The sequence below is a fragment of the Nannocystis exedens genome (assembly GCF_002343915.1).
Lineage (GTDB): Bacteria > Myxococcota_A > Polyangia > Nannocystales > Nannocystaceae > Nannocystis > Nannocystis exedens.
The window spans coordinates 5,024,686-5,038,096 of record NZ_NETK01000001.1 but is presented as its reverse complement, the minus strand read 5'-3'; the positions used below and the strand labels follow the sequence as shown (position 1 = coordinate 5,038,096).

Here is a 13,411-nt window from a genome sequence, read left to right as displayed (position 1 = left end):
GCGGGGCCTGGTCGAAGCGTGGGGTTCGCCGGCTCGAATTTGTGGCGAGTCCGGTGAGGAACAGGGCTCGAGCACACAGACCCCGGCGCACCCCCCCTCTCAGGAGGGAGGCGTCAACCGCGGGAGCAGGGGCGGCTCGAGCGGAACCCAAGGTGCAGGTTGTCGCGACGGGCGCGCGACGGGTCCCCTGACTGGCTCGGCGGAAACTGGCCCAAGAGACAAGCTGTTGCGACGGCCGCCGAGGGCGGTGACTTAACTCAAGGGTTTGGTTGAGGCCGGGGGTATGGGCAGGGGTCGCTGTGCTGGCTTGGCGGAAACTGGCCCAAGAGACAGGGTGAGGCGACGGCCACGTAGGTGGCCACACGACCCAAGGGATCGGTCGAGCCAGGGGCCTGTGCCGGGGGGCGCTGTTTTGGCGAAGCGGAGGCTGGCTCGAGAGGCAGGCTGATGCGAGGGCTGCGTAGGCCGGCGTGATTCGAAGGACAGGTCGATGCCAGGTCGAGACGTGCTGGGGCCGCTGTTCTGGCTGCACGAGAGCTGGCCCGAGAGACAGGCTGGCCCGAGAGACATGCTGTCGAGATGGCCAGGTGAGGAAGCCGCCTGGCTCAAGGGACAGATCGACGATCTCGATCAGCGAGGCTCGGCCGGCGGCCGGGTATCGGCGAGGGAGAGGCCGAAATGCTGCAAGAGCGTGCGGAGATCGGCCACGAGGGCGTGGATCTGCGCCTCCTCGTGCGCGGCAGTGATCGTGATCCGCAGCCGGGCGGAGCCCGCGGGGACGGTGGGCGGGCGGATCGCCTGGACGTGCCAGCCGCGTTCGAGCAGGGCGCGGCTGACGGTCACGGCGAGCTGGTTGGCGCCGATCACCACCGGGAAGATCGGGGAGGTGGGTGGCGGTCGCTCGAGCGCGTCGGCCAGGAGGCGGGCGTTGGCCCACATCCGGGCGCGGCGCTCGTCGCCCTCCGGCCCGGCCAGCATCTCCGCGGCGATTCGCGCCTGTTCGGCGAGGACGGGCGCGTTGCCGGTGCTGAACACGAAGCTGCGCGCGCGAGTGCGGATCCACGTGCAGACCTCGTGGCTGCCGGCCGCGAAGGCGCCGGCCAGGCCGAACGCCTTGCCGAGGCCGCCCATGAGCACGGCCGGACGGATCGCGTGGTGGCGAGCGAAGCCGGCCCCCTTGGGGAAGAGGCCGAGGCTGTGGGCCTCGTCGAGGTACAGCATGCCGCCCCGCTCGCTGAAGTCTCGCAGGAGGGCGGGTTCGGCGGTGTCGCCGTCCATCGAGAAGATCGACTCGGTCACCCACCAGCTCGGGCCGTCGCTCGCGCCGGGGGCGCTGCGGTGCGGGAGAATCGTCGGGCGCGAGCGAGCCAGGCGGAGGCCGTCGATGAGGCTGGCGTGGTTGAGGGCGTCGCTGAAGACGAGGTCGTCCGGCTCGATCAGCGCCGGCAGGACGCCGACGTTGAGCTGGAAGCCGCTGGGAAACAGCACGGCGTCGGCCGAACCGACCAGGGCGGCGAGCGCTCGCTCCGCGGCCCGGTGAGCCGGAAGATCGCCGGCGACGAGACGCGATGCAGTCGAGCCGGCCGCGTCGGCGGCTTCGAGAGAGACGAAGCTCGCAGGGCGAAGGCGCGGGTGGTTGGCGAAGCCGAGATAGTCGTTGCTGCAGAAGCCGGTGACCCAATGGCCGTCGAGCTCGTAGCGCACGCCGTCGCGCCGACCGATCCGCGGCCGCTCGCGGGCGAGACCCTCGTCCTGCAGGGCGGCCAGGCGGCGACGAAGTCGCTGGTTCAACAGTTCGGACATGCTTGACAGGAGCGAGGGCTCTTCTTACTCCGCGAGCGTGCAGAGGAGCAACGTCGATGTTGGCCACCACCTCACCGCGGCGGCGACGCGCTTCGGGTTCGAGCTCGAGGCCCCCGCGGTCGATCGGCTGCGGCTGTTGCTGGGGCTGTGGCAGCGCTTCGGTCGCGCCTTCAACCTGAGCGGGGCGTCCGATGAGGCAGGTCTGTTGGGACATGTTCTCGAGGGCTTGCAGGTGGTCGGCCTGGCCCACAAGGTCGGCTACCAGTCGGCGCAGCGCTGGCTCGACGTCGGATCGGGCGCAGGCTTCCCCGGGCTCGTGATCGCGGCCTGTCTCGAAGTGCAGGTGACCCTGGTGGAGCCGCGTGAGCGTCGGGCTTCCTTCCTCGATCTGGCGGTCAACCAAATCGGGCGGCGAGATTGTCGCGTACTCCGTGGACACATCGAAGGAGCGAGCTGGCGCCCGATCACCGCCGGGGAGACGGTGGTGGCGGGGAGCTTCGATTGGGCGAGCGCGCGGGCCGTGTTCGCCCCGGAGGTCTGGGTCGAGCTGGGCAAGCGATGGGTCAAGCCTGGTGGGGTGGTGGTCGCCCATGTGAAGGCAGAGACCGGCGCTTTTCATGGCGAGGTGGGACGAGTCGATGATGAGCGCTGGTCGATCCGCGGGGTGCGGGGCGGGTGAGTGTTCCACGTGGAACGGGGGCGCTTGGTGGTGAGGCTGGGCGGGCGCAGGGTTGATGGGCTGGTGCTGTTGACTTGGGCACGGCGGCTGACCGGGTAGGTCGAAGGTCACTGCGCCCGGCCATGGCGAGGGCTGGCGTGGGAGTGCAAGGCACACCCAGCGCCGCTACGAGCTTCACATCGGCTATAGCGATGAAGCCGTGCGCCCGCGCTGGCCCGACTGCGAGTACCGAGCTTTCCTGGCTGAAGACTGCCTGCGCTGACGGGTGCGGCGAGCTTCTGCAACGACTGCGATTCGCTCTGCGCTTCGGGCGGGGGTCGGCCTCTCTCAGATTCGGCGAAGGCGCGCTCGGCAGCGCCCAAGGGAGAATCGCCGAGCCCAGGGCGAGGCGGTGGAGGCGACTGGCATTCCTGGTGGCGTTGTTCGGACGGAAGGAGGGCCGTCCTTGGAGCCGTGCAGGGTGGCCGGCTTGGGAAGTGGCTCGGCGGGGCCGCGCGGCCCCGCTGGTCTGACAGGCTGGGCAGACATTCTTGGCGGGCGAGCGCCGACTCCCTCGTGGTCGAGGAGCTCGTCGTAGGGCCCACATGGAGCGACTGGGACTGATTGGAACGTTTCACGTGGAACACGAGCCGATCGATGGCCGTGGGGGCGTTTATCGTGTGCGGCCGCTCCGCGCCCAGATCGTTTAAAGTGCTCGCTTGAGAGACGACCTCGCATCGCGGGCGCATGGAAACTTGAGCCAGGGAGGCGCAGTTGGGGGCTACGTGTGCTGACTCGAGTGCTGGGAGTGGGTGGTGAAACCGGTCCGACTTCAGCGGGCGGCTCGCGCCTCAGGGGTAGGGCGATTCGCCGTGAGCTACCAACCGCGAGCCTTCCGGTGGCCGCGTTGGGCGCGCGGATAGGCGTGGCTCGGGTGCTGTGGGCGGAGCGGCAGGTCCCCAGCCATCAAGGCGCAGGTTCTCGATGTGTTTCACGTGGAACGCTTGAGAGCGGGCCGGCTCCATCCTACATCGTGCGAAGCGCTCGCGCTGGCGAGTGCTCGAGTCTCTTGCTCGTGCTTGCCCGCGCATTCTCGGGCCTCACCGGCAAGCTGTCTGCTGCGGTGCACGCCCCGTGCGCCTCAGTCCTGGGCGAAGGCGGACCGGGCCGCCTGCGGACTTCGCGGCGCCTCCGCAAGGAGGATGCGGTCCCGGATGCTTGCAGGTGCACCGCCAGGGGCAGTTGCAACAGCACGATCACCGCTGAATTCTAGGGTAGGACTGGCGGGCTCCGACCTGAAGCTGAATACGACGCCGAGCATTTTTAGGCGTCTGGCTGGGACCTGGACTTCTGGACGCTCTGGAGCGTGGCGCGCGAAGGCCACTGGCGGGAGCTCCGCGAAGGCACCGTAGGTCTTTCCGCGGTGCTGCCGCGGTTCGATCGGCCCGCTGCGAGCGCGCCGAGGAGCCATCGCGGGGCGGCACCGCTCGGTCACCCCGATTGTTTCACGTGGAACACTGGGTCGATGTTGACCGTCGTCCTGTTGGACAGAGGGCTCGTGCGGGCACCGACCTAGCTGGCTTGGCGATGTTGACGCCGGACTCTAGCGTCAGCACTGAAGCCGGCTGCGCCGCGCTAGTTCAAGGCGGCGCCATTGTTGAAGGGCGCCTGCTGATAACGGTGGGCACGCGTGCGGGGGACCGTTTGGGAACCCAAAAGTGTTTCACGTGGAACACCCACGGTTGAGTGGCGGCTCCTGATTGCGGCCCCCCAGGGCGTCGTTCCGCGATGGACCGGCATCCGTCGTCGCTCAGCACCTGAGGTGTCTGTCGTGGCCAGGGAGCGGCTTCGCAGAGCAGCGGCTGCATCGATGCTTCGCCGCCTCGCTCGCCGACACCCGAGCCCGGCCGACCGCCGGCGACCCCGGCGAGGTCGCCCGCCTGGCTGCCAAGGCCGCGCCCATTTCGCCCCCGTCGAATGCCCTGGTGGCATTCGGCCTGGCGCGCCAGCTCGGCATCCCTCCCAGCAGAGCCGGCTGCGATATCAAGATCTGCTTCGAGACGGTCCTCGCAGCCGGTCGCTCGTCCCGGAGCGGTGCAGCGGTACTAGCGAAGCGGGTTTGCTTCCCAAGAGAGGACGGACTGGGGGACAGTTGACGGCGCTCGCAGGCCAGAGGAGGAGCGAGCCGCGGCCGCTGCCGATGCGCGGCCGCGGTTGCACGACGCCGCGTCAAACGCTCAGGGTGTTTCACGTGGAACACTCGCGGCCGAGGGGCAGCCGGCGAGGTGCTCGTCCAGTTCGGGGAAGCGCTCGCTGGCAAGCCAGGCTGCGGCGTGCAGGACTCGGGTGCCCGCGTCGGCGTGGCCCTGGCGGCACCAGATCCACCCGAGCGTGTCGAGGTAGCTGGCGTTGAGGGGGTCGGGCTTCAGAGCGGCGAGGGAGAGGGACTCGGCGCGATCGAGCTCGACGCCGTCGAGGGCGAGCTGGTAGGCGACGGCGTTGCGGAAGTTCGCGTTCTCGGGGTCGCGCTCGAGTCCCCTATTAAAGAGGATGAGGGCTTCGGCGGGACGGTCGTCGGCGAGCAGGCGGAAGCCGAGGATCGCGTAGTAGTTGGTGCGGTGGGTCGGGTGCGCGCCGAGCCACGCGAGCCCGCCGAGCAGAAGCGCCAGCTCGAGCGAGAGAGCGGCCCTCAGCCAGCGCGCGCGGGCGACCCAGGCGCCTCCGAGCAGGAGGCCGGCCGCCAGGCCGCCGAGGTGTCCGGCCTGGGCGATCCCAGGGACCGCGAGGCCGAGGCCGAGGCAGATCAGGATCAAGATCGCCAGGCTGGTCGCGGAGATCGGCGCGAGCTCCTCTTGAAGCTCGGCGGAGCCCCAGCGACGCGCGAGCCAGAGCGCGCCGGCCTGACCGAGGATCCCCGCCGACGCGCCGAGGACGATCGGCGACTCGCACCAGGCCAGGGAAGCGAGAGCGCCGCCGATGCTCGCTAGCGTGAATAGCGCGAGTGTGCGAAAATGGCCCCAGGCCTGCTCGACCCACTCGCCGACCGAGAGCAGGGCGATGCTGTTGAGCACCAGATGGAGCAGGCTGCCGTGCAAGAGGCCGGTGGTCGCCACGCGCCACCACTCGCCGTCGAGCCACACGCGCGAGAGCTCGAGGGCGCCGAGCTGGCGGAAGATCTCGGTGCTGTCCGTGAGACTCAGGCTCCAGAGGCTGCGCAGCGCGGTGTCCAGCGGGTCGGCGGCCTGAGCGAGCGTGGCGGCGAAGGTGATCGCGTAGAGAACGATGCACACCCCCAGCAATCCGGCCGTGACGGGCGCACGGCGGAGGCGGACGCTCAGCGGCTCGGGTGGGAGCGGGAGGGCAGCGGGCGGGGGCTTCGCACGCGCCTGGCGGGGGTCTCGCGGCGACGTGTCCCTCGCGACATGTGACGACGCCCCGGCCACGGCGACAAAGCTAGCAGAGAAACCCTGCGCACGGAAAACACGCGAGGCGCACTAACGTCCATGGCCTTTGGGACATATTGCCCGTCAGCGCGCGGCGCGGCCGCTTGCCGCCCGGTTCGCGGGGTTGCTATCGTTTTCGGAGCCGTGGGGAAGTCGGGGGGAGCAGGCGCGTCGTGGACCCGGGGAGCCGGGGGCTCCCGCGCAGGTGAAGGCACATGGCCCGGCAGAACCTGCTGATCGTCGACGCCGACGCGCGGACGAGGAGGGTGCTCGAGGTCAGCCTCCGCAAGGCGGGTTACAGCATCACCGCCGCCGAGAACATGCAGCAGGCGCTGCAATTCCTCGATCTGACCGACCCTGAGCTGATCGTGTCGGATACGCGGCTACCCGACGGCAGCGGCTTCGAGTTCTGCCGGATCGTCAAGAGTCACGCGAAGTGGGGCCAGATCCCCTTCATCTTCCTGACCAGCGCCACCGAGCTGGAAGACAAGGTCCACGGGCTCGAGCTCGGCGTCGACGACTACCTGACCCGGCCGATCTACGTCAAAGAGATCATGGTCCGCGTGAAGATGCTGCTGCAACGGAAGCAGCAGGAGCGGATCGGCAAGAAGGACGCGCGCACCAAGTTCAGCGGGCAGCTCGCCGACATGGCGATCGTCGACCTGATGCAGACGATCGAGATCTCCCGCAAGAGCGGGACGATCGAGTTCGAGACGGACCTCGGCCCGGCGACGGTGTGGTTCCGCGACGGGCGCCTGATCGACGCGCAGATGGGGCGCTTGCAGGCCGACGCGGCGGTGTTCCGCCTGCTCGGGCTCAGCGACGGCCGCTTCGAGGTCGAGTTCAAGTCGATCAGCCGGGTGCCGACGATCGAGGAGTCGACGCAGAGCCTGTTGATGGAGGGGATGCGCCGGGTCGACGAGTGGGGCCGCCTGCTCGAGGGCCTGCCGCCGCTCGACCACGTGCTGATCGTCGACACCGACCTGGTGAGCAAGTCGGACCCCGAGCTGACGCCGAAGCAGCAGACGATCCTCCGCCGCTTCAACGCCAAGCGCACGATCATCCAGGCGATCGACGACTCGGGGCTCGACGACCTCGAGGCGCTCGAGTACGTCAGCGAGCTCTACTTCAAGGGGCTGCTGCTCGAGCCGCACGAGTCGTCGCTCGAAGAGCGATCGCAGGAGACGCCCGTCGAGGGGAATCTGGAGCTGTGGGATCTACACAAGGCGACGTCGATGGCGATCCAGATCCCGCCGTCGCTGGCGCCGCCTCCGGAGCCGGCCGCCGATCTGCCGCCGCTGCCGAACTACCCCCAGCCGTTCCCGGGGGCCAGCGGGGCGGAGCACGACGACGTGCTGGTCGGCGGAATTCCTGACGAGTCTCACGGGCCAGGTGACTCGCCAGACGAGGGTCCAGTGGGCCATCCTGACCGCGTGACCGATCGCCTGGGCCCGTTCACGATCGCGTCGCCGATGGGAGCGCCGAGCGCGGAGGCCGTCGGCGAACTGGTGATTCCGCACGACGTGCCGGCGCCGCGGGCTCGCCCGTCGTCGTCGGTGATCGTGCGCCGGCGCGAACATAGCGGGGCGATCCCGACGATGAGCCCACTCGAGCCGTCGCACAGCGGGAATCAGCCGCTGCTCTCGGACAGCGCCGCGGACCTGGGTCGCCTCAACGATTTGGTGGCGCAGACGCTGGCGATGAACTCGGGGGTGAACCCGGCGCCGGCGCCTTCGCAGCTGTCGGCGGCGAACTTCGCGGTGGCGGCGGAAGAAGTGCCGCGTCGGCGCCCGCTGTGGCCGTGGGGCCTGATGGCGGTCGGGACGGCGGCGGCGATGGCGGCGCTGCTGTGGCGGCCGACAGCGGCGGATGTCCCAAGGGACAGGTCGCCCGCGCCGGTGGCGAGCAAGCAGGCGCCGGAGCCGGTGGCGGCGATCGAGGCGCCGCCCACGAAGGCGGCGCCGGCGAAGGCAGAGGCGCCTCCGCAAGCGGAGCCGCAGCCGGCGCTCGAGCCGCCGAAGGCGGAGCCGACGAACGCGGCGCCACCGCCGGAGACGCCGACGTCGGCGATCACGCCGGAGCAGCAGGCGAAGCTCGAGCTGGCGCAGAAGCAGTACAAGAACGGCAAGGCGAAGGACGCCGAGGCGACGCTGGTGGAGCTGGTGACGGAGGCGCCGCGCTACGCGGAGGCGCAGACGCTGCTGGCCAACGCGCGGCTCGATCAGGGCAAGTTCGCGGAGGCCCTGCCGGCGGCCAAGGCCGCGGTCGAGGCCGATGCCGGCCTGGCCGACGCGCAGCTGGCCCTCGGGGTGATCGCAGAGGAGCTCGGCGAGGTCGCAACCGCGGTCCACGCATACGAGCGCTACCTTGAACTGGACCCGAAGGCGCGCTACGCCACCACGGTCCGCGCGCAGTTGCGCTCTCTCCAGCGCAAGCTCCCTGCGCCGTGACCGATCCGGTCGATGGCCGCCCCTCGCATCCTCGCGCTCGAATCGTCGTGTGACGAGACGGCCTGCGCCGTGGTCGAGGGGCTGTTCGTGCGCGCGAGCGTGGTCGCCTCGCAGGTCGAGCTGCACGCGCAGTTCGGCGGGGTGGTACCGGAGCTGGCGAGTCGACATCACCTGACGGCGGCGGTGCCGGTGGTCCGCGAGGCGCTGGCACGCGCGGGGGTGGGTTTCGAGTGGTTCGACGCGATCGGGGTGACCGAGGGCCCGGGTTTGGTAGGGGCGCTGTTGGTCGCGGTGCAACTGGCGCGCGGCCTGTCCCTTGCGACAGGTCTGCCGCTGGTCGGTGTGCATCACATGGAAGGTCACCTGGTGTCGCCGTTCCTCGGCGACGCCGATGCGCCCCCCGCCGAGTTCGCGCCGCACCTGGCGCTGTCGGTGTCGGGCGGGCACAGCGAGCTCGTGCACGTGCAGGGGCTCGGCCGCTACGAGGTGCTCGGCAGCACCCGCGACGACGCGGCCGGCGAGGCTTTCGACAAGGCGGCGAAGCTGCTCGGGCTCGGCTACCCGGGCGGGCCGGTGATCGATCGCCTGGCGGCCGACGGCGATCCGAACGCGGTGCCGTTCCCGCGGGCGATGCTCGGGTCGCGCGACAACCTCGAGTTCTCGTTCTCGGGGCTGAAGACGGCGGTGGCGGTGTACATCGATCAGCACGGGCAGCCGTCGTCGCGGCAGGCGCTCGCCGACGTGTGCGCGTCGTTCCAGGCGGCCGTGGTGTCGGTGCTGGTGGCAAAGCTCCGCGCGGCGCGTCGGCGCGTCGGGACGTCGCTGGTGACGATCGTCGGCGGGGTGTCGGCGAACCGCGGGCTGCGAGCGGCGCTGGCGGAGGCGGCGACGCGCGACGGATTCACGCTGCGCGTCCCACCGCTGCGCTACTGCGGCGACAACGCGGCGATGATCGGCGGGGCGGCGGCGCTGCGCTGGGCGGCGGGGATCCGCCGCGAACCTCCAGTGGAGGTTTACGCGAGCCTGGCGCTCGACGAGGGGAGGGCGCGCGATGGCTGAGCCAGCCCTGAAGTTTTCTTTTGAAAGAGAGATGCCCGCGAGGACGGTCGGGGCGCGCGCCGTGGCGACGGAGCGGGCCCGAGGGGCAGTTTGCAGGATCTGTCCACAGGGGCAGGTTGAGGCGCGAGGCGTGACGGCCGAGCTGGTTTTGAGGACAGCTTTCGGAATATGTCCACCCGGACAGGTCGGGGCGCGCGGCGCTGCGACGGTGCGGGCCCGGAGGACAATTCACAAGACGTGTCTCCAGGGACAGGTCGAGGCGCGAGACGCGATGATTGATCTGATCCTCAGGACAGATTCGACGGAATGTCTGGAGGGACAGGTCGAAGCGCGACTCGCGATGTCCGGGCGGATCGCGGAGGGCTGCGCTGGAGAAGGCCCGCATGAACACGCCACAGCGCGCCGCCGAATGTCCGAGCGGACTGCGAAGTGCCTTTTCGAAAATTGTTCGCGGGGACAGGTCGGGGGGCGGGCATGACGATCGATTCGCCAGGGGCGCTGCTTCGCCGCTACGGCCTGCATGCGCGCCATAGCTGGGGGCAGAATTTCCTCATCGCGCCGGAGGTCCACGCGGCGATCGCGGCGGCGAGCGGGGCGCGACCGGGGCGGCGAGTCATCGAGATCGGCGCAGGCCTGGGCACGCTGACGGACCGGTTGCTGGCGACGGGCGCGGAGGTGTGGGCGATCGAGCGCGACCGCGATCTGTGCGCGGTGCTGCGGGCGGAGCTCGGCGACCGGCCGAACTTCGTGCTGCACGAGGCCGACGCGGTACGCTTCGACTATGCGGCGGCGATCTCCGGGCAGACCGAGCCGGTGGCGATCGTCGGCAACCTGCCGTACCAGCTCACCGGTCCGCTGCTGTTCGCGCTGCTCGAGCAGGCGTCGGCGGCGGGGCCGTGGGTGGTGATGGTGCAGAAGGAGGTCGCCGACCGGCTGTGCGCGCGACCCGGCGACGACGACTACGGCGGGGTGACGGCGGTGCTGTCGCGGGTGCGGACGATCGCGCGCGTGCGCAACGTGCCGCGCGGCTGCTTCCTGCCGGCGCCGCGGGTCGACTCGGCGGTGATCCGCCTCGACGCGCGACCGGAGCCGCTCGGGGCGGTGGCCGACGAGGCGGGGCTGCGGCAGCTGGTGCGCGCGGCGTTTCAACAGCGGCGCAAGGTGCTGGTCAACTCGCTGGCGTCGCTCGGCAGCCGCGCAGAGGCGCAGGCGTGGTGCGCGGCGGCGGGGATCGATCCGGGCGTGCGGCCGGAGACGCTGGGGCCGGAACAGTTCGCGGCGCTGCAGCGCGCCAGGGAGGCAGCCGGTGCCGGAGCTGCCTGAGGTCGAGTCGGTCCGCCGCGGGCTGCAGGCGGCCGACCTGCGCGCGCCGGTGATCGAGGTGTGGCGCAGCGCGTACAAGCTGCGGGTCGGCAAGAGCTGGGCGGAGGAGAACCTCGCCTGTCTGAAGGACAATGTCCCGAAGGACATCCGCCGGCGCGGCAAGTACATCGTGTGGGAGTTCGCGGGCCCGGGCGGCGAGACGAACGGGCTGGTGATCCACCTGGGGATGAGCGGGCGCTGCGGGGTGACGACGGCGGCCCAGCCGAAGGTGACGCACACCCACTTCGCGCTGCGCATGGCCGACGAACGAGAGGTGCGGCTGGTCGATCCGCGCCGCTTCGGCGGGCTGCGAGCTGGGCCGCTGCACGAGCTGTTGGCCAGCGAACCACTCGGGACGCTCGGCCCCGAACCACTGGACCGCGGCTTCGGCGGAGCGGTGCTGGCGGAGCGGCTCGGGTCGTCGCGCAGGCCGATCCGCGACGCGCTGCTCGACCAGGAGGCGGTGGCCGGACTCGGCAATATCTATGCGGTCGAGGCGCTGTTCGCGGCGGGGATCTTCCCCATGGTCGAGGCGCAGCGGCTGCACGCGAGCGCGTGGGAGCGACTCGCAGGGACGATCGTGACGGTGTTGCAGCGAGGGATCGACAACGGCGGGACGACGCTCAAGGACTTCCGCAACGTCGAGGGCGAGGTGGGTCGCAACCAGGACGACTTGCGCGTCTACGGGCGGGCCGACGAACCCTGCCCGCGCTGCGGGGCGAAGCTGGTCGGATTCGTGTCCGGCGGGCGCAGCGGGGCGTATTGCCCGCGCTGCCAGCCGCGACCCCGCACCCGCCTGGTCCGCTGAGCTTCGCCTGGCCGTTCTGACCCGAGTCTTGCCAGAGCGCGGGCGGTGGGCGCACACTGAAGGCCGCCGCCATCCGAAGGCATGGACGACCCCCACCGCAACGGCCGCCCGCCCGAGCCGCGCAGCGACGAGGCGCTGATGCTGAGCTTCCGCGACGGCGACGCGCGGGCGTTCGAAGAGCTGGTCGCGCGCCACCGCCGCGGGCTGTTCAACTTCCTGCTGCGTAGCGTGCAGAACCGCAGCCGCGCCGAAGAGCTGCTGCAGGAGGTGTTCCTCCGGGTGGTCCGCTCGAAGGACCGCTACGAGCGCACGGCCAAGCTGACGACCTGGCTGTACACGATCGCCCGCAACCTGTGCGTCGACGAGAGCCGCCGCGCGAAGTTCCGCCGCACGACGTCGCTCGACACGCCGCGCCGCGGGGCCGACGACGAGGGCCCGGCGATGGTCGAGACGGTGGCGGCCGACGATGTGCCCACCGACGAGCGCGCCGCAGCCCCGCAGATCCGCCAGCGGATCGCCCGCGCCATCGACCTGCTGCCCGAAGACCAGCGCGAGGTGTTCCTGATGCGCCAGATCAACGGGCTGTCTTTCAAGGAGATCGGCGACATCGTCGGCGCGCCGGAGAACACGGTCAAGAGCCGCATGCGCTACGCGCTCGAGAAGCTCCGGCAGGACCTGGCCGACTTCAACCTGTGACGATCAGGACTGGCTTTCGGAGCATGTGCTTCGAGCCAGGCTGAAAAGGACATGTCGGTTAAAACATGCCCTTTCTGCTATGTCTCTCCGGACATGGCCCGAGCGACAGGCTATTCGGCCATGAGCGAGAGCTGGTCGCCGGCGCCGACCTTCTCGGCGCCCCAGCTCTTGCGGGCCTCGGGCGGGAGGCGGGCGTGGACCTTGTTGTAGGCGTCGAGGAAGCGGCGGGTGGCCTTGTTGAGGTAGCCGCCGCCGGCGATCGGGCCGAAGTCGGCGGCGTAGCGGGCGGCGATCGCGGCGAAGGCCTCGTCGCGGGCGTGCTTGGCGACGATCGAGGCGGCGGCGACGGCGACGTGGGCCTCCTCGCCCTTGTCCACGGCGCACAGGCGCGGGTAGCTGCGCTGCAAGGGCGTGAAGATCCGGCAGCCGTCGGCGATGATGTGCGCGTCCTCGGGGGCGCCGGCGTCGGCGAGCAGCCTGAGCGCGGTCTGCTGCTCGAGCACGTTGAGCTGGCCGCGGAAGGTGTGCTCGTCGATGACGTCGACGTGGATCTCGACGCAGATGCACACGCGCGCGACCCGGCGGATGTCCACCGCCAGGCTGGCCCGAAGTTCCTGTGCCTTGGGACCTGCTCCGAAGCGCTTGCTGTCCTGCACGCCGAGGCCGCGCAGCTCGGCGGCCGCAGCGGCGTCGAGGGCGACGAGCGCCAGGGTCATGGGGCCGAGGATCGGGCCGCGACCGGCCTCATCGAGGCCCCAGGCGGGCCAGGTGTGTTCAAGGCTCATGCGCGACCTGCTCGGCGCCGGACAATAGCGCATCGCCGCGCGCGTGGAACAGGGCAGACCGGATGGGCCGGGAGGCCGGGGCAGGCGGCAAGAATGTAGACAGACGCGGCTGAACGCGGGCGAAGGCAGGTCGCAGGTGGCGCGCGGGCGCAAACTTCTCCGCCGCGCAATCGGCGGCGGATGCTCGAGGTCCGCGAAGCCGGGTTCGTTGGGGCGCGGGAAGGCCCTCGAGGGGCGAGGGGCGAGGGGCCCGGCTCGAGGTCGCGGAAGTCAGAGGGGACGGCCGCCGGCGAGGGCGACGCGAAGGTTGCGGAGCCGACCAACTCGAGCGACAGGAGCGCGTCGAC

General features: G+C 70.6%; 9 protein-coding genes. 6 read left to right on the top strand and 3 right to left on the bottom strand.

The window, feature by feature from the left end:
• Positions 1-630: 630 nt before the first annotated feature.
• A complete protein-coding gene (locus tag NAEX_RS19780) occupies positions 631-1,803 on the bottom strand; it encodes an aminotransferase class I/II-fold pyridoxal phosphate-dependent enzyme (RefSeq protein ID WP_096329046.1) in 1,173 nt (390 codons plus the stop codon).
• 37 nt (positions 1,804-1,840) lie between these two features.
• Here NAEX_RS19780 and NAEX_RS19775 point away from each other — a divergent pair, with 37 nt between their 5' ends.
• A complete protein-coding gene (locus NAEX_RS19775; protein ID WP_177325904.1) occupies positions 1,841-2,482 on the top strand; it encodes a 16S rRNA (guanine(527)-N(7))-methyltransferase RsmG in 642 nt (213 codons plus the stop codon).
• Between the two features lie 2,216 nt (positions 2,483-4,698).
• Here the strand turns inward: NAEX_RS19775 and NAEX_RS19770 are convergent.
• Positions 4,699-5,751 (bottom strand): rhomboid family intramembrane serine protease, encoded by a 1,053-nt coding sequence (locus NAEX_RS19770; protein WP_170135851.1) that lies wholly within the window; start codon positions 5,749-5,751, stop codon positions 4,699-4,701.
• A 368-nt stretch (positions 5,752-6,119) separates the two neighbouring features.
• Here NAEX_RS19770 and NAEX_RS19765 point away from each other — a divergent pair, with 368 nt between their 5' ends.
• The 5 genes from NAEX_RS19765 (at position 6,120) to NAEX_RS19745 (ending at position 12,279) form a co-directional block, all read left to right on the top strand.
• Positions 6,120-8,354, top strand: a complete 2,235-nt coding sequence (locus NAEX_RS19765; RefSeq protein WP_096329043.1) for a DUF4388 domain-containing protein — start codon at positions 6,120-6,122, stop codon at positions 8,352-8,354.
• Between the two features lie 12 nt (positions 8,355-8,366).
• On the top strand, positions 8,367-9,413 hold the full coding sequence (gene tsaD / locus NAEX_RS19760; protein ID WP_096329042.1) for a tRNA (adenosine(37)-N6)-threonylcarbamoyltransferase complex transferase subunit TsaD: 1,047 nt from the start codon (positions 8,367-8,369) through the stop codon (positions 9,411-9,413).
• Positions 9,414-9,887: 474 nt separating this feature from the next.
• Complete coding sequence (gene rsmA / locus NAEX_RS19755) at positions 9,888-10,736, top strand: 16S rRNA (adenine(1518)-N(6)/adenine(1519)-N(6))-dimethyltransferase RsmA (protein ID WP_096329041.1); 849 nt, start codon at positions 9,888-9,890, stop codon at positions 10,734-10,736.
• Positions 10,720-11,583, top strand: coding sequence for a bifunctional DNA-formamidopyrimidine glycosylase/DNA-(apurinic or apyrimidinic site) lyase (gene mutM / locus NAEX_RS19750; RefSeq protein WP_170135850.1), 864 nt, complete (start codon positions 10,720-10,722; stop codon positions 11,581-11,583). The genes rsmA and mutM overlap by 17 nt, the downstream gene beginning before the upstream one ends.
• Positions 11,584-11,664: 81 nt before the next feature.
• Positions 11,665-12,279 carry an RNA polymerase sigma factor gene (locus NAEX_RS19745; protein WP_096329039.1) on the top strand — a complete coding sequence of 205 codons (615 nt, stop codon included), beginning with the start codon at positions 11,665-11,667 and terminating at the stop codon, positions 12,277-12,279.
• 110 nt (positions 12,280-12,389) lie between these two features.
• Here NAEX_RS19745 and NAEX_RS19740 read toward each other — a convergent pair whose 3' ends face one another.
• A complete protein-coding gene (locus tag NAEX_RS19740) occupies positions 12,390-13,064 on the bottom strand; it encodes a ribonuclease H family protein (RefSeq protein WP_170135849.1) in 675 nt (224 codons plus the stop codon).
• Between the last annotated feature and the right edge of the window lie 347 nt (positions 13,065-13,411).

Coding starts and splice junctions, on each gene's coding strand:
- NAEX_RS19780 (WP_096329046.1), bottom strand. CDS start 1,803: ATGTCCGAACTGTTGAACCAGCGACTTCGTCGCCGCCTGGCCGCCCTG.
- NAEX_RS19765 (WP_096329043.1), top strand. CDS start 6,120: ATGGCCCGGCAGAACCTGCTGATCGTCGACGCCGACGCGCGGACGAGG.
- tsaD (WP_096329042.1), top strand. CDS start 8,367: ATGGCCGCCCCTCGCATCCTCGCGCTCGAATCGTCGTGTGACGAGACG.
- rsmA (WP_096329041.1), top strand. CDS start 9,888: ATGACGATCGATTCGCCAGGGGCGCTGCTTCGCCGCTACGGCCTGCAT.
- NAEX_RS19745 (WP_096329039.1), top strand. CDS start 11,665: ATGGACGACCCCCACCGCAACGGCCGCCCGCCCGAGCCGCGCAGCGAC.
- NAEX_RS19740 (WP_170135849.1), bottom strand. CDS start 13,064: ATGAGCCTTGAACACACCTGGCCCGCCTGGGGCCTCGATGAGGCCGGT.